Below are 15,293 nucleotides of genomic sequence, written 5' to 3' on the forward strand. Positions count from 1 at the left end.
GCCACGGCCTCGGCTAGGCCGCCGACCTCACCGGATGGCGGGATGAGGAGACCACTTCCAAGGTCTGCCCGTCGGCTGTTGCGCGTCGGTTGAAGATCTTAACCTCATAGACGCCGCCATCGGGGCCGGCCTCCTGCGTCACCGAAACGATCTGCTCGGGGGTCAGAACGCCGAGCTGCACATCCTCATCGGGCAGGATGAGCGTCGCCAACTCGTTGACGAACACCACCACAAGATGGCCTTTCGGCATGTTGTTCTTCGACAACGAGCGCAGCTGGCCGTGATAAGGCTGCCGCGTCCAGGCCGATGGCAGGCCGGGATCAACCACGACCTGGATATTGTTGGTCTCGGGGTGCAAGGTGAGCACCATCTTCGACTGATCGGGCTTCCATTGCATGGACATCGTCGGCATGGTTTTCCACAGACAATTGAACGCCGCGCACTCGTTCGGCAGCTTATCGTGGATCGTGCAGCCCCGGCCCGGCTTGCAATATGAGCACCATTTGCCGGCCGACTTGCCGAGCTCGACGACGTTGTAAACCTTGCAACAGAGCGTCCAGCTTCCGCACTCCCTCCCGGGAACAACCGGCACCTCGCTCAAACTCGAAACGGCCGCCGTCATCGAATCAAATCCATTGCTGCTTTTGCATCAATGGCACTGATACGTCTGTTGGCTGTCGCCGGGGTTGCGATCGAAAAGCCGGAGGACAGATCGGGTTAGAAGCGGACTTGAATTCAGAAGTGGCTGTAGGACAGGCGCTTCAAGGCCAGTTCCTGGCCCTGCCCGTCGAAAAAGCGCGGCCGCTCATGGCCCGCGACGATCGTGCCGATCGCCGTGACGGCAAGGCCCACCGCGCGCCCGGCGGCAATCAGCGCGTCGCTCTGTGCTGGCGGCACCGTGCACAGCACCTCGTAATCGTCGCCCCCGGCAAGCAGCGTCTCAGCGCAAACAGCGTCGCGCGCAATCAGGCCGGCCGCCACGGCTGAGAGGGGTACGCTCGCCACGTCGACAGTGGCCGAGACACCGGATGCCGCGCATAGTTTCGTCAGGTCGCCGGCGAGCCCGTCGGAGACATCCATCGCGGCCGACGCATGGTCGCGCACGGCCTGCGCCAGCACATTGCGCGGCTGCGGCACGCGATAGCGCGAGACCAGAGCTTCCCTTGCGGCGGGATCGGACGCGAGCGCCGCGGTCACCGCGCCGCCGGTGAGCACGTCGAGGCCGAGTGCGGCATCGCCGATCGTCCCCGTTACCAGGATCAGGTCGCCTGGCCTTGCGCCGGTGCGGCCGACCATCCGCCCCTGCGGCACGCGGCCGAAGGCGGTGATCGAGACCATCTGCGGCCCCGGCGTCGACACCGTGTCGCCGCCGAGCAGCGGGCACGCGAAGGTCCTGCTGTCCTCGCCGAGGGCGTCCGCGAACGGCCTGAGCCAGGCATCCTCCTTGCTGCGCAGCGCCAGCGTCAGCACGAAGCCGGCTGGCGTAGCGCCCTTGGCGGCGAGATCGGACAGGTTCACCCGCAGCGCCTTGCGCGCGACGGTGTCGGGCGGATCAGTGGCAAGATAATGCACGCCCTCGACCACGGCGTCGGTGGTGACGACGATGTCGTCACCGAGCGATGGCAGGATGGCGGCGTCGTCGACCAGCCCCAGCGCACCGCGATCGGTCGCCAACGGCTTGAAATAGCGCGCGATGAGGGAGTCTTCGGCGGATACCGATTCTTTGTCCTGCGTCACGGTACTAGACCCGTCATCCTGAGGTGCGAGCCCTTGCGAGCCTCGAAGGATGCGTGGCCGAGATGCACCCTCGGTGGCACGCCGCCATCCTTCGAGGCCTCCGCTTCGCTCCGGCACCTCAGGATGACGGCTACGGCGGAGATCGTCTCAATCTACCCCCGCCCGAACTCGTCACCGCGAAACTGGTGGCCGATCTGGTCGAGCACGGCGTTCACCATGCCGGTCTCCTCACGGTCGACGAACGCATTCGCAACGTCGACATATTCGGACACCACGACGCGGCCCGGCACGTCCTTGCGGTGCTCCAATTCGTAGGCCCCTGCCCGCAGCACCGCGCGCAAGATCGCTTCGATCCGCTTCAACGGCCAGCCTTTGGACAGCGCCTCGTCGATCAGGGGATCGAGCTTCTTCTGGTCACGCACGACGCCGGAGACGACGTCGCGGAAAAAGGCCGCTTCCGCCGGCAGATAGGTATCGCCCTCGACCTCGTTGCCGAGCCAATGGCTTTCGAACTCAGCAAAAATGTCGTTGATGCCGGCACCGGCGATGTCCATCTGATACAGCGCCTGGACGGCTGCGAGCCGCGCCGCACCGCGCCGGTTTGCCTTCTTCTCGGTGCCCGCCGGAGGCTTTTTGCTGTTGTCGACCATGATCAAGCCCGCGCCAGCCGGCGCTTGATGCGCAACATCGCAAGCGCAGCACGTGCGGCATCGCCGCCCTTGTTGAGCTCGCTGGCGCGCGCCCGCGCCCAGGCCTGCGCCTCGGTGTTGACGGTGAGAATGCCGTTGCCCAGCGGCAGTTTTCGCGCCACGGCAAGATCCATCAGCGCGCGTGAGGATTCCTGCGAGACGATCTCGAAATGAATGGTGTCGCCGCGGATCACGCAGCCGAGCGCAATCACCGCGTCATAAGGCTGGCCATTGGCCGCCGCGGCATCGATAGTGATGGCCACCGCCGCCGGGATCTCCAGCGCGCCGGGAACCGTGATGACGTCATGCGTCAGACCAGCCGCCTTCAGCTCGGTCACCGCGCCGTCCAGAAGCGCATCCTGGAGATCGTCATAGAACCGCGCTTCGACAATCAGCGCGCGTGCGCCGGAAATGTCGGTCTGGTCCTTCAGGGGTGCGCGCCGCGCGTCTGCCATAGTGAACTTTCTGTCATTGCCGGGCTTGGCCCGGCAATCCATCGGGCAAGCACCTCTTAAGAGGATGAATGCGCGGGTCAAGCCCGCGCATGACGAACTTTATGCGCCGGTCACTTCATTTCCGTCAGCCGCGCTGCGTAGCGGGCCATCAGGTCGACCTCGATATTGACCTCGTCCCTCGCGTTCCAGCCGCCAATTGTCGTGACCGTCAGCGTATGCGGGATGATCAGCACCGAAAAGGTCAGGTCTCTCACCGTATTGACCGTCAGCGACACGCCGTCGAGCGTGATCGAGCCCTTGGTGGCGATGAAGCGCGCGAGCTCCCGCGTCGTAGAGAGCTCAAAGCGCGCCATGTCCGGCAGGTCCTCGCGACTGATGAGGGTGGCGACACCGTCGGCATGGCCGGCGACGATATGGCCGCCGAGCTCGTCGCCGATCTTGAGCGCGCGCTCGAGATTGAGCCTCGTGCCGACCGTCCAGTGCTTTGCTGTCGTCAACGCCAGCGTCTCGGCGGCGGCATCGACGTCGAACCAGGTTCTGCCGCCTTCGACGCCGGAAGCGACCACCGTCAGGCAGACGCCGTTGCAGGCGATCGAGGCGCCGTCGGCGATGGTGGTCCGATCGTAGCGGCAGGCGATGCGCAGCCTGTGCAACTGGCCCTGCGCCGTTGGCGTGAAGCCGACGATCTCGCCGAGATCGGTGATAATGCCGGTGAACATTACGAGCGCTCGTAGATGGTGAGAGTATCCTTGTCGAATGTCTCGCTAGCATGAACCTTATAGGCCGGCGACTGCGTGATTTTCGACAGGGGCAATGCATCGAGCGCATCGACGCCGCCGGCTCCGATCTCTTCCGCGCCGCGGAACAGCCAGATCTCGTCGACGAGATCGGCCGCAACAAAGGACGCCGCAACGCGGCTGCCGCCTTCGACCATCAGCCGCGTGATTCCTTTCTCCGCCAGCACATGCAGCGCGGCCGGAAGATCAAGCCCGGAAGCATCTCCGGGCGGTATGCGGATGATCTGAGCGCCGGCCGCTCCGAGCCGCGTGGCCGCCGCGGCTTCCGCAAGCTCGGAGCCAATCACCCAGAGCGGCGCCTCCCGCGCGGAGCGCACGAGCTGGCTCGCGGCAGGAATACGCAAATTCTGGTCGAGCACGACGCGCACGGGAGAACGTGCTTCCAATCCCGGCAGGCGACAGTTGAGCTGCGGATCATCCGCCAGCACTGTGCCGATACCGACCAGGATGGCGTCGCTCTGTGCGCGGAGCAGATGCACGCGATTGCGCACGGCCTCGCCCGTGATCGCAAGCGGCTTGCCGCCAGCCGCACCGATCTTGCCGTCCGGCGAGACCGCGAGCTTCAGGATCACATGCGGGCGCTTGTCACGGATACGGCGAAAATGCCCGGCGTGGTCGAACGCGGCCTCTGCCGCGCACAGACCCACATCCACCGTGATGCCGGCGGCGCGCAAGCGCGCATGACCCTGGCCCGCGACTTCGGGATTGGGATCCTCGATCGCCGCAACCACCCGCGTGATGCCGGCGGCGATCACCGCGTCTGCGCACGGCGGCGACTTGCCGAAATGGGAGCATGGCTCCAGCGTGACATAGAGCGTGGCGCCCCGCGCGGCCTCACCTGCGCGCCGCAGCGCTTCGGGCTCGCCATGCGGCCGCCCGCCTGCTTGCGTCCAGCCGCGGCCGACGATGACCCCGTCTTTCACGATGACAGCGCCCACGGCGGGATTGGGCCAGGTGCGTCCCTGCCCGCGCCGGCCGAGCGCCAGCGCAAGCTGCATGAAGCGGCGATCGGCGTCTTTGGACTCGCGAGCCTTCTGCGCGAACTGATCCTCCAGGATCCGGAAGATCATTTGCGGATCGCGGCGAGCCGCGCTTCCTCCTCACCGGAGAGTTCGCCGAGCACGTCGGCGAAATCCTTGGCCTCGCGGAAATTGCGGTAGACCGAGGCGAAGCGCACATAGGCGACGTCGTCGAGCGTGCGCAGATGCTCCATCACGGTCTCGCCGATCACCTCGGAGGAGATTTCGGCCTCGCCGCCGGTCTCGAGCTCGCGGACGATAGTCGAGACCATCTTTTCGACCCGCTCCGGCTCGACCTGCCGCTTGCGCAAGCTGATCGACACCGAGCGCATCAGCTTGTCGCGGTCGAACGGCACGCGGCGGCCGTTGCGCTTGATCACCGTGAGCTCGCGCAGCTGCACGCGCTCGAACGTAGTAAAGCGGAAATTGCAGGCGACGCACACGCGCCGCCTGCGGATGACGGACGAATCCTCGGTCGGACGCGAGTCCTTTACCTGCGTGTCGAGACTGTTGCAGTTCGGGCAGCGCATCCGTTTACCTTGACCGGTTTTCTTGAGCCTTACTGATAGATCGGGAATCGGTCGGTGAGCGCCTTGACCCGTTCCTTGATCGCGGCTTCCACCAGCGGCGCCTTGCCGTCGTCGGACTGCGCGATCGCGTTGAGGACCTCGGCAATCATGCCGCCGACCTGCTGGAATTCGGCGATGCCGAAGCCACGGGTCGTCGCAGCCGGGGTGCCGAGACGCAGGCCCGAGGTGACGAAGGGCTTTTCCGGATCGAACGGGATGCCGTTCTTGTTGCAGGTGATGGCAGCGCGAACCAGCGCCTTCTCCGAGACGTTGCCCTTCAGGCCCTTCGGCCTGAGGTCAACCAGCATCAGATGGTTATCGGTACCACCGGAGACAATATCGAACCCGTGGCTCTTCAGCGTCTCGGCCAGCGCCCTGGCGTTCTCAACGACGTTCTTCGCATAGACCGTGAAGTCCGGCCGCAGCGCCTCGCCGAAGGCGACCGCCTTCGCCGCGATCACGTGCATCAGCGGTCCGCCCTGGAGACCCGGGAAGATCGCCGAGTTGAGCTTCTTGGCGAGCGCCTCGTCATTAGAGAGGATCAGGCCGCCGCGCGGACCGCGCAGCGACTTGTGTGTCGTGGTCGTGGTGACGTGGGCATACGGCACGGGCGACGCATGCACGCCGCCGGCGACGAGACCCGCGAAATGAGCCATGTCGACCAAGAGGTACGCGCCGACGCTGTCCGCGATCTCGCGGAAGCGCTTGAAGTCCCAGGCGCGCGAATAGGCCGAGCCGCCGGCCACGATCAGCTTCGGCTTGACCTCTTCGGCCTGCTTGGCGACCGCGTCCATGTCGATGATCTGGTCCTCGCGCCGCACGGTATAATGCGCGGCCTTGAACCACTTGCCGCTCATGTTGACGGGCGAGCCGTGGGTGAGATGGCCGCCGGCCGCGAGATCAAGACCCATGAAGGTGTCGCCGGGCTGGAGCAGCGCCAGGAACACCGCCTGGTTCATCTGGCTGCCGGAGCTCGGCTGCACGTTGGCGAAGCCAGCGCCGAACAGCTTCTTGGCGCGATCGATCGCGAGGTTCTCGGCGACGTCGACCCACTCACAACCGCCATAGTAGCGCGCGCCCGGATAGCCTTCCGCGTATTTGTTGGTCATCACCGAACCCTGCGCTTCCAGCACGGCACGGCTGACGATGTTCTCGGAGGCGATCAGCTCGACCTCATGGCGCTGCCGGCCGAGCTCCCCCTTGATGGCGGCGGCGATTTCCGGGTCCGCCTGATCGAGCGGGGCGGTGAAAAACGAGTCGGGCGCGGAGGCGGTTTTGGCTGAGGTCATCTTGCGAATATCTCCACCGCCGCAGCCTTTTGGCGGGCTACGGGCGGTCTGGTGTGGCGATCGGAAGCGGCGAGCGCGATCTACCACATCACCCGCCCCCGGCCAAGTATTTGCGGGTCCAGGATGGGATTTATGCCAGATATGGTGGGGATTGGAAGATTTGGACCACCGGGCCGCGCCCGGTCGTCGAAATCTGAGAAGGTCCGTTTTGGGCCTTAAACGCCGCGCAGTGCCACCTTCTGGCTGGCCGGTCGTCCCTCTACAGCCCGGTATACCCCGCCTTCACCGGGTCCACGCTGCCGTCGAGCTGGCGCAGATAGGTCAGGCCGCACACCGTCAACCTGTGGGTGTCCTTCTCGCCGGCCTCCATCAATGTGTTCAGATAGTTCGTCACCTTGGCCCGCGCCTCTTCGCTCGCCGCGGACGTGCGGTTTGCGAGCAGATCATAGGTCTGCATGATGCGGTCGATGGCAGCTTCCATGGCACCCTCTGGTTCTTCGACATGTTGGGGATCGTGATCAGGCAACCGCTTTGGCCTCGGACTGCGCCTCGAACCTGGCGATGGCCTTGTTGGCCAGCCTGATCTTGTTGAATTCGCCGTGCTGGAGCAGTTTGACGACGATCTCGAGCAGGCGTTCGTCGGTGACGAGGGTGTCGGGAATCGCGCCGGAGCGGCGAAGATAGTTCGCGGCGATGGCATAGGCCTCGCTCACGAGTTCCACATTCATCGCACCCAAGCCACGCTCGACCAGCATCGTCTGCCTCCGATCCGAATGGGATAAGCGCCGAAGCGGGAACTCGTTCCCGGCGGATGACGATTTTTTCGCAACCGCGAAACGACAAAACGCACCGGTCCGGGCAGAACCGGGCTGGTGCGCTTGGGGAAGTAGGCACGTTCGGGAGGCTTGCCGGTCTTGTTGTGGCCGGCTTGGCCAAGTCCCGTCAAAAGGAACTCAGAGACGATACAGGATCTGGTCGGTCCAGAACCGCTCGAGGCGGTGCAGCGACTTGTTGAGCGTCGAGAACTCTTCGCCCGAAATGCCGCCGACCTGTTCCACCGTCTTGACATGCTTCTGGTAGAGAGAGTCGACGATGCGGCGGACTTCCTGGCCCTGCGGGGTCAGGCGGATGCGCACCGAGCGGCGATCGACGCGCGAGCGCTGATGATCAAGGAAGCCGAGCTCGACGAGCTTCTTCAGATTGTAGGAGACGTTGGAGCCGAGATAGTAACCGCGCGTGCGCAGCTCGCCCGCGGTCAGCTCCTTGTCGCCGATGTTGTAGAGCAGGAGCGCCTGCACCGAATTGATGTCCGCACGACCGCGGCGATCGAATTCATCCTTGATGACGTCGAGGAGCCGGCGGTGCAGCCGCTCCACCAGAGTCAAAGCTTCCAGATAGAGCGTCTGCACCGAACCCTGCTGGCCGGAGACGCGCTCTGCGGTATCTGCCGCAGTTGCGACGGCTTTCATCATGACACTTCCCCTGTTGTCGTTTTTATCGACACTCATTCGACGAAACTTGTGTCCCGCCTGATAGGTGCAACTTAAGGGGGCCGTTTGAAGATCGGCTTAAATAAGAGAATAAAGAGATCATGAATTTAAGACAGTGAATTGCGGATTAAGCCTGTGCCACAAGGGCTTTTCGCAACCGTCTGTTGACCGTCGCAAGGTCCTGTTCACCCTCCGTCCGCCACCTCTGTCGCATTCCAGTACAGGACCGCTCCGTTTCGAAACGGGCGCGTAAGAGCTGTGGCGGAATGCGCTGGTTAGTGAAAAGTTACGGCAAATTTTACGCAACCAATGGTCAACCAAGAGCAACACTGTTGTGTCCCGGACAAGCGCAGCGAAGCGGAGCGCGGAGCCGGGACCCAGGTGCCAAAGCTCAGTTCGTGGAGCGATGGGCCCCGGCTCAGCAGCGCATCACGCGGAAAATGCGGCGCGCTGCACTACGTCCGGGCACGAGTGTATTTGCAGTGTCGACGGCGTCGCCGTCCTATGGCGGCCGCTCGCGTGCGGCCATCCAGGCGAGCGCGAGATAGGCGGCGAGCATGAAGGCTTCGACACCGACGACGATCAGGCTGCCGCCGTAGATGCCCGGGAACATCAGTTCAATCACCGCCATCGACACCACGGTCGTCAGCCACACCACCGCGCCCCAGGGCGTCGCGAGCCACAGGCCGACCGCGGCGACGAGCTCGATCACGGCGAAATAGACGGTGGCAGCCTGCCAGGCCATCGCCTGGTTCTCGAACGCCTCGTCCTCGCCCCCGACGAAGCCCGTGACTTGCGCCCAGTGATAGAGGCCCTTCAGAATCGACAGCAGCGCCATCACCCGCAGGAACAGCACGAGCCGGCGCGTCCAGACATTGTCGTCGGACTGGGCGCGCTCCGACGAGATCGCCGCCACCGACATCGCGTTGTCTCTGGCGTTGTCTCTGACGGCGTCCCTGGCACTGGCGCCGTCGCGGGCCGCATCGCGGGTGGAGATCTCGGACATGGCCCCCTTCTGGCTGCTTCGCCCCGCAAAATCAATCGGCTGCCCAAATCACTTCAATTTTGCCTTGCGGCAGGTCAAGCCGCGGTGACGGGAACCATGCGAGCTGGTATAAGAATAATTCCAGCCGGAGGAAGAGTGATGGCGATCAAATACGGACGTCCGATCGAACTGCGCGAGGTTTCGCGCCCGGGTGGCGCTGCGGCCTCCCCTGCCCTCGATCTGACCGTCCGACCACGCCGCAACCGCAAGGCCGAATGGGCCCGGCGCATGGTGCGCGAGAACGTCCTCACCACCGACGATCTGATCTGGCCGCTGTTCCTGATCGACGGCAACAACAAGCGCGAGCAGATTGCCTCGATGCCGGGCATCGACCGCCTCAGCGTCGACCAGGCCGTGCGCGAGGCTGAGCGCGCCATGAAGCTTACCATCCCCTGCATCGCGCTATTTCCCTACACCGACCCGTCGCTGCGCAACGAGGAAGGCTCGGAAGCGACCAATCCGAACAATCTGGTCTGCCAGGCGGTGCGCGCGATCAAGAAGGAGTTTCCGGAGATCGGCATCCTCTGCGACGTTGCGCTCGATCCCTTCACCAGCCACGGCCATGACGGCCTGATCTCCAACGGCAAGATTTTGAACGACGAGACTGTCGCGGTGCTGGTGCGCCAGGCGCTGGTACAGGCCGAAGCCGGCTGCGACATCATCGCGCCCTCCGACATGATGGACGGCCGCGTCGCCGCGATCCGCGCGGGGCTGGACCGCTCCGGTCTGCTCGATGTGCAGATCATGGCCTATGCGGCCAAATACGCCTCCGCCTTCTACGGCCCCTTCCGCGACGCCATCGGCTCGGCCAAGACGCTCGCCGGCGACAAGCGTACCTACCAGATGGACAGCGCCAACACTGACGAAGCGCTCCGCGAGGTCGAGCTCGACATTTCCGAGGGCGCCGACATGGTGATGGTGAAGCCTGGCATGCCCTATCTCGATGTGGTCCGCCGCGTGAAGGACACCTTTGCGATGCCGACCTTCGCCTACCAGGTCTCCGGCGAATACGCGATGATCGCGGCCGCCGCCAACAACGGCTGGCTCGACGGCGAGCGCGCGATGATGGAGAGCCTGTTGGCGTTCAAGCGCGCCGGCGCCGATGGCGTGCTCAGCTACTTCGCGCCGAAGATAGCGGAGAAGCTGCGGGCGCAGTAATCGCCGGGTGGGCAAAGCGACTTGTCCGCCGCAGCTCGAGCGAAGGCGGAAGCGTGCCCACCAAATACAAAGTCGGCGAATGAGGGTGGGCACGGCGCTGGGGCGCCCTTGCCCGCCCTACAACTCTTGACGGCCTGCCTCCCTTCGCCCCCGAATCGCCAGAATATTTCGGCTTGTTGACACCCGTGCGCCCTTGGCACAGGGATGGCCTGTTCCCATGTCCTCCCTTGAGGTTTTCCCTTGGGAGGACGGACTGGGAGGACGGATCATGTCGTATGACTCGGGTGGTTCAGGCGCCTGGCGCAATGACGGCGGGGCGCAGCCTCACGCCTACGACCCCACCCTGCATCCGGAGCTGTTCCGCGGCGTTGCGACGCGGCGGGCGTTCGCCTTCCTGATCGACATGGTCGTGATCTCGGTGCCGGTGATCCTCGGCTACCTCTTCATCGCCGTGTTCGGCGTGGTCACGCTCGGCATAGGGTGGGCGCTGTTCTGGCTGGCCTGGCCGGCCTCCGTGATCTGGGCCATCGTCTATTACGGTGCCTGCATCGGCGGTCCGTCGTCCGCGACGATCGGCATGCGCGTGATGGACCTGGAGTTGCGCACCTGGTACGGCGCGCCCGGCTATTTCGTGCTCGGCGCCACCCATGCCGTGCTGTTCTGGGTGACGGTCTCGTTCCTGACACCTTTCGTGGTGCTGGTCGGGCTGTTCAACGGCCGCCGACGCCTCCTGCATGATTTCGTGCTGGGAACTGTCGTGATCAACAATTCCGTCCGCGCGCCTGTGCCGCAGACCGCCAGGCCCTGACGATCAAGGACCTATCAATCAGGACCTACTAAGCTGATTGATCTGACCTGCCGAGTAGACCGATTGACCGGGGGCTTGCGTAGCGCGATGCTGATACTCACTTCGGAGGCCCACGACGTCCCTTGACCCAGCACTCGCGCGATACGCCCCAGTTTTACCTCACGGCGCCCTCCCCGTGCCCCTATCTGCCGGGCAGGCATGAGCGCAAGGTGTTTACGCACCTGGTGGGTGAGCGCGCCGGTGATCTCAACGACCTCCTGACCCATGGCGGCTTCCGCCGCAGCCAGTCGATCGCCTACCGGCCAGCCTGCGACCAGTGCCGCGCCTGCGTCTCGGTCCGGGTGATTGCCAACGAGTTCCGCCCCTCCCGCAACTTCCGCAAGGTGATAGCCCGCAACGCCGACATCATCGGTGAGCAGCGCAGCGCGGTGCCGACCTCCGAACAATATTCAGTGTTCCGCGCCTATCTCGATTCCCGTCACCGCCATGGCGGCATGGCCGACATGACCGTGCTCGACTACGCCATGATGGTCGAGGACAGCCATGTCGAGACCCGCATCATCGAGTACCGCAAGCGCGGCCCCGATAGCGGCATCACCGGCCGTGGCGAGGAGCTGATCGCGGTGGCGCTGACCGACGTGCTCAGCGACGGCCTGTCCATGGTCTACTCGTTCTTCGAGCCGAGCCAGGTCAGCCGCTCGATGGGCACCTTCATGATCCTCGACCACATCGCCCGCGCCCGCCGGCAAGGCCTGCCTTACGTCTATCTCGGTTACTGGATCGAGGGTTCCAAGAAGATGGACTACAAGGCCCGCTTCCTGCCGCAGCAGCGCCTCGCGCCTTCCGGCTGGCTGCGCATCGACGCGCAAGGCGATGCGGCGTCCGAGCCGCAGGATTAACGTAACGACAAGTTCGTGCGTCGTGTGCGCACGGCGCCGACATGAGCCGTCGCTTTCAGGACGCAGCGGCTTCAGCGACCTCCGATCCCGGGGACTTCGAAGCGCTCTCATTGCCGACGATGAAATTGAGCGCCGCAATTCCTGGCAGGAAGAAGTAGCCCCCTCCCAGCGTTGTCGTGAAGCTCGCCAGCGAGACCTCTTCACCGCTCGGCAGGCCCGGCATGGACAAGGCCTTTGGGAAGGTCTTGGGGTCGGACGATCCGACAAGCGGATCGTCCGCGTGGAGGTTCACGAACCCCGGTTTCCGCACCCAGCGCTGCTGGACGAACTCGAACTGCCGCTCGATATCCGCATTGCAGGCGATGAAGAAGATGCCCTTGTGCGTCTTGCCGTTACTCTGCTCGCGATACGGCCGGCCACGGCGAAGCAGCCTGTGCAGCTTGGTCGACCTGATGCTCGATTGGACATCGACGCCCAGCGTATCCCTCGGATTCACCCGGCGAACGTGCGCCCCCTTCGGACAAATGAAACCGTTGGCGTCCTCGACGCGATAGCGAAATGCGTCAGCTTTCGAATCCGACGTTGGCTTTTTCGGGTTGGACGTCCACCCGAGCGGCAAACCATTGGCCTGGCGGCCCATCAGCTTCTCACAGATGCCTTGACCGTTCGCCGCCCGAAAGGCATCGAACGCCTCTACGTCCTGCTCGATCTGGCGCACGGCCAGGTAGCTTCCGTTGAGAGCAAATCGGCCGCCGGGATGTATGGCGCGACCTGATTGCGTCCAACCCTCCACATTCGGGCAATAGGTGAGTTCGTCATATTCGTTGCGATAGCCGAGGATGAACTCTCCAGCTGAGACGACGCGATCGTCATACAGCGAACCGGCCTCCGTCCTCGCCTCGCTCAGTCCGACGCCATCGTCCTGCCTTAGCCGCTGGATCACGGGTTGCGCGAGCCCGTCGCGGAACCCGAATGCCTCGATCAATTTCTCTTCCTTTTCGCCATTTATTTTCTGAAATGAGCAAGGATCGTTCTCGACCCTGATGACGCAGAACACCGCCTCGTCCACATCCGAAATCAGGGGCCCGGCGTCTTTTGGAGTCCACTCGGCAATCAGGACATGCACGGGACCACAGGCAGCACCATCAACATCGGACCAACGCCATTCGCGGGGATTGTCCCTCAGAAGCAACGCACGCACGTCGCTGCCCATGCCACTGCGGAAGGGTGTCGGGAATGGATGCTCTTTGGTTTCCATGCATCCGAGTTTTGTGAGCCCTAAAAAGCTGAACGCGATCGCCGCAGCCCTCTCGATCGGATGCGTTCTCGACTTCCCGACGTCATGTGCGCTGGCGATCACTCCGCTCTCGACGAGTTTTGCGAGCCACGCCCGAGCCGCCTCCTCCTGCCCCTCCCTGATCGTCAGCAGCAAGAATCGACTGCTCTTCAGCCAGCCGTAGCCGCTCCTCAGCATTCCCTGAATGTCGCCGAACTGCTTCGCGAGATGCGGCGCTTGCGCTTTCATGATTCGATGGCCCTCATGATCAGATCGTCGTTGCTGTCGTTGCGCTCCCCGAACAGAGCGTCGCGAAGTCCGGTGGCGAGATTGATCTGGTCGACCGTTTCCTTGCGCGCGTCGAAGCGAAACATATGCGGAAGCATGCTGTCGCGCGCATAGGACTTGAACTTCAGCTCACACCTCACGCCCCGGAACACGATAAATCGCGTCGGCGGGAAACTGCGCGGCGCTTCGACGGCAGGCTGGCCAATCGCCGCCGATTCACGGGGCTTCAGCGTGGTCCACCGCCAGGCCAAGGTCGTCCCGATCGTGGCGCCATTGATGAAATCGTCGAGATAGCCGCCGAAACTACCATCGTAGTTCGAGCAGAACAGATAGCGGCGTCCTTCCTCGATGATGTGCCAGTGGCCGAAATGAATGCCCGGCGCACTACCCAGCCGCCCCTCGGTGAAGAACACACGTCCAAACAGTGTCACGATGCGCAACGACGTCCGGATCCACCAGGCATTCCAGCCGTTCGGACGACGGACATCCGTCAGGCTGATCATGTGCGCGGTTTCGTGGACGACCAGCCCTTCGCAATAGTCGATCGACGTATAGACCTGTTGGGCCCGAGGCACATCGTCTTCGTAGGGATGAAAGAACCAGTTGCCCGCCGCAAGCTGCTGATCGATCCGGGACAGCACGCCGACGACGCAGATCAACGCGACGATCGCGAGGATGATGAAGGCTATGATCTGCCATCCGAGGAATTTCGCGGTCAATGCATGGTACGCGCCCACGATCGTCCCGGGACAGAAGATGAAGACCAGCGCGAATGCGACGACGGCCACAACGGACGGCACTCCGACGATCCAGCCGACCCAATAGGTGGACCATGACGACCACGTCTCCGTGGGCCGGTCGAGCTCACGACCCACACTCTTCAGCCAACGCCGCCACGACTTGGACACCGCCGGCAGCGCGACCAGGAACAGCCATGCCAGATATCCGAGCCCGACCAGCGCCAGTGCACCGCGAATGCTGACACCAAGCACCCAGCCGCTCGCCTTGCAAACGGCGTCCACCACGGCCTGCACGCCGGAATATGGCGCGCCGAACAGCCAGGTGTAGATGCCGAGCACGCCACGCGGCACAGCGCCCACCAGCCAGACCGCGGCCAGATACAGCACGAAGATCGCCAGCACATAGCCGACTTTTGCCAAGATGCCCGCGCCTTTCCCGCGCCAGTAGGATCGCGGCGCCGGATCAAGCGCCCAGTCGAAGCGCGGCTCATCAAATGCCCGCTGTGCGAGCGCCAGCGCGAACGCTGCGCGATCATCGCCGTACTGCTTCGTTGCCTTCATGGCCCGCGCTTGGTCCCGCGTCCATTGAAGCAGCTCCTGCTCCTTCTTGATTTGTCGGGCCGTTCGGTCGCGAGCGCCGATGAAGCCGCCATCGGCGATGCTGACGCCCGCCATCAGCTTTTCGAGCAATTTGTTGTTGCGCTCGCTCTGCAGCGCTGTGGCATCGCCGGGCCAGAACGAGCTGTAGAGCGACCACATCGCACCGCTTGCATGATAAACGAGCCTATAGAGCATATCGTAGGGAGTGATGCCTTCTTCGATGGCAAGCTCGAGCATCAACGACGGCCTGGAGTCCTTCGCGTCCACCCTCGCCGGCAACAGTGCGATGGAGGCGAACTGAACCACCTCGACCTCCTCGAACAGGGCGTCCAGCGCATTGCAGACACTGCCTGATTCCGAAAGATCGGTCGTGCCGTCCCAGCCCGGCACGAGGATGCAGATCATCTGCTGGCGGACGATTTCGAGCATGCTTG

At 63.8% G+C, this 15,293-nt stretch carries 17 protein-coding genes; 3 read left to right on the forward strand and 14 right to left on the reverse strand.

What is annotated here, in order from left to right:
* Positions 1-13: 13 nt before the first annotated feature.
* From IVA80_RS17485 to IVA80_RS17540, 12 genes are all read right to left on the reverse strand, one after another.
* Positions 14-412 (reverse strand): hypothetical protein, encoded by a 399-nt coding sequence (locus IVA80_RS17485; RefSeq protein ID WP_247432575.1) that lies wholly within the window; start codon positions 410-412, stop codon positions 14-16.
* A 323-nt stretch (positions 413-735) separates the two neighbouring features.
* The gene (gene thiL, locus IVA80_RS17490) at positions 736-1,737 is read right to left on the reverse strand and encodes a thiamine-phosphate kinase (protein WP_247432578.1); all 1,002 of its coding nucleotides are present in this window, start codon (positions 1,735-1,737) and stop codon (positions 736-738) included.
* A gap of 152 nt (positions 1,738-1,889) precedes the next feature.
* The gene (gene nusB, locus IVA80_RS17495) at positions 1,890-2,387 is read right to left on the reverse strand and encodes a transcription antitermination factor NusB (protein WP_247432580.1); all 498 of its coding nucleotides are present in this window, start codon (positions 2,385-2,387) and stop codon (positions 1,890-1,892) included.
* A 2-nt stretch (positions 2,388-2,389) separates the two neighbouring features.
* Positions 2,390-2,881 (reverse strand): 6,7-dimethyl-8-ribityllumazine synthase, encoded by a 492-nt coding sequence (gene ribH / locus IVA80_RS17500; protein ID WP_247432583.1) that lies wholly within the window; start codon positions 2,879-2,881, stop codon positions 2,390-2,392.
* Between the two features lie 110 nt (positions 2,882-2,991).
* Positions 2,992-3,600, reverse strand: coding sequence for a riboflavin synthase (locus IVA80_RS17505; RefSeq protein WP_247432587.1), 609 nt, complete (start codon positions 3,598-3,600; stop codon positions 2,992-2,994).
* Positions 3,600-4,748, reverse strand: a complete 1,149-nt coding sequence (gene ribD, locus IVA80_RS17510; protein WP_247432590.1) for a bifunctional diaminohydroxyphosphoribosylaminopyrimidine deaminase/5-amino-6-(5-phosphoribosylamino)uracil reductase RibD — start codon at positions 4,746-4,748, stop codon at positions 3,600-3,602. Before ribD ends, IVA80_RS17505 begins: the two co-directional genes overlap by 1 nt.
* Positions 4,745-5,227, reverse strand: a complete 483-nt coding sequence (gene nrdR / locus IVA80_RS17515) for a transcriptional regulator NrdR (RefSeq protein WP_007603426.1) — start codon at positions 5,225-5,227, stop codon at positions 4,745-4,747. Before nrdR ends, ribD begins: the two co-directional genes overlap by 4 nt.
* A gap of 29 nt (positions 5,228-5,256) precedes the next feature.
* Positions 5,257-6,555: a serine hydroxymethyltransferase gene (glyA, locus tag IVA80_RS17520; RefSeq protein WP_247432593.1), complete on the reverse strand. Its 1,299-nt coding sequence runs from the start codon at positions 6,553-6,555 to the stop codon at positions 5,257-5,259.
* A 259-nt stretch (positions 6,556-6,814) separates the two neighbouring features.
* Positions 6,815-7,036, reverse strand: a complete 222-nt coding sequence (locus tag IVA80_RS17525) for a hypothetical protein (RefSeq protein WP_247432596.1) — start codon at positions 7,034-7,036, stop codon at positions 6,815-6,817.
* A gap of 37 nt (positions 7,037-7,073) precedes the next feature.
* Positions 7,074-7,310, reverse strand: a complete 237-nt coding sequence (locus IVA80_RS17530; protein ID WP_247432599.1) for a hypothetical protein — start codon at positions 7,308-7,310, stop codon at positions 7,074-7,076.
* Positions 7,311-7,508: 198 nt separating this feature from the next.
* Positions 7,509-8,027 carry a MarR family winged helix-turn-helix transcriptional regulator gene (locus IVA80_RS17535; RefSeq protein ID WP_007603420.1) on the reverse strand — a complete coding sequence of 173 codons (519 nt, stop codon included), beginning with the start codon at positions 8,025-8,027 and terminating at the stop codon, positions 7,509-7,511.
* Between the two features lie 520 nt (positions 8,028-8,547).
* Entirely contained in the window at positions 8,548-9,051 is a 504-nt protein-coding gene (locus IVA80_RS17540; protein ID WP_247432603.1) for a DUF6163 family protein, read from the reverse strand.
* A 138-nt stretch (positions 9,052-9,189) separates the two neighbouring features.
* Here IVA80_RS17540 and hemB point away from each other — a divergent pair, with 138 nt between their 5' ends.
* From hemB to IVA80_RS17555, 3 genes are all read left to right on the forward strand, one after another.
* Complete coding sequence (gene hemB, locus IVA80_RS17545) at positions 9,190-10,248, forward strand: porphobilinogen synthase (RefSeq protein WP_247432606.1); 1,059 nt, start codon at positions 9,190-9,192, stop codon at positions 10,246-10,248.
* 268 nt (positions 10,249-10,516) lie between these two features.
* Positions 10,517-11,056, forward strand: coding sequence for an RDD family protein (locus tag IVA80_RS17550; protein ID WP_247432609.1), 540 nt, complete (start codon positions 10,517-10,519; stop codon positions 11,054-11,056).
* A gap of 122 nt (positions 11,057-11,178) precedes the next feature.
* Positions 11,179-11,955, forward strand: a complete 777-nt coding sequence (locus tag IVA80_RS17555; protein WP_247432612.1) for an arginyltransferase — start codon at positions 11,179-11,181, stop codon at positions 11,953-11,955.
* 55 nt (positions 11,956-12,010) lie between these two features.
* Here the strand turns inward: IVA80_RS17555 and IVA80_RS17560 are convergent, their stop codons facing one another.
* Both IVA80_RS17560 and IVA80_RS17565 read right to left on the reverse strand, forming a co-directional pair.
* A complete protein-coding gene (locus IVA80_RS17560) occupies positions 12,011-13,480 on the reverse strand; it encodes a Dyp-type peroxidase domain-containing protein (protein WP_247432615.1) in 1,470 nt (489 codons plus the stop codon).
* Positions 13,477-15,288, reverse strand: a complete 1,812-nt coding sequence (locus tag IVA80_RS17565; protein WP_247432618.1) for a hypothetical protein — start codon at positions 15,286-15,288, stop codon at positions 13,477-13,479. The genes IVA80_RS17560 and IVA80_RS17565 overlap by 4 nt, the downstream gene beginning before the upstream one ends.
* Between the last annotated feature and the right edge of the window lie 5 nt (positions 15,289-15,293).

It is taken from the genome of Bradyrhizobium sp. 139, assembly GCF_023074175.1.
In the GTDB taxonomy this organism is placed as follows: Bacteria; Pseudomonadota; Alphaproteobacteria; order Rhizobiales; family Xanthobacteraceae; genus Bradyrhizobium.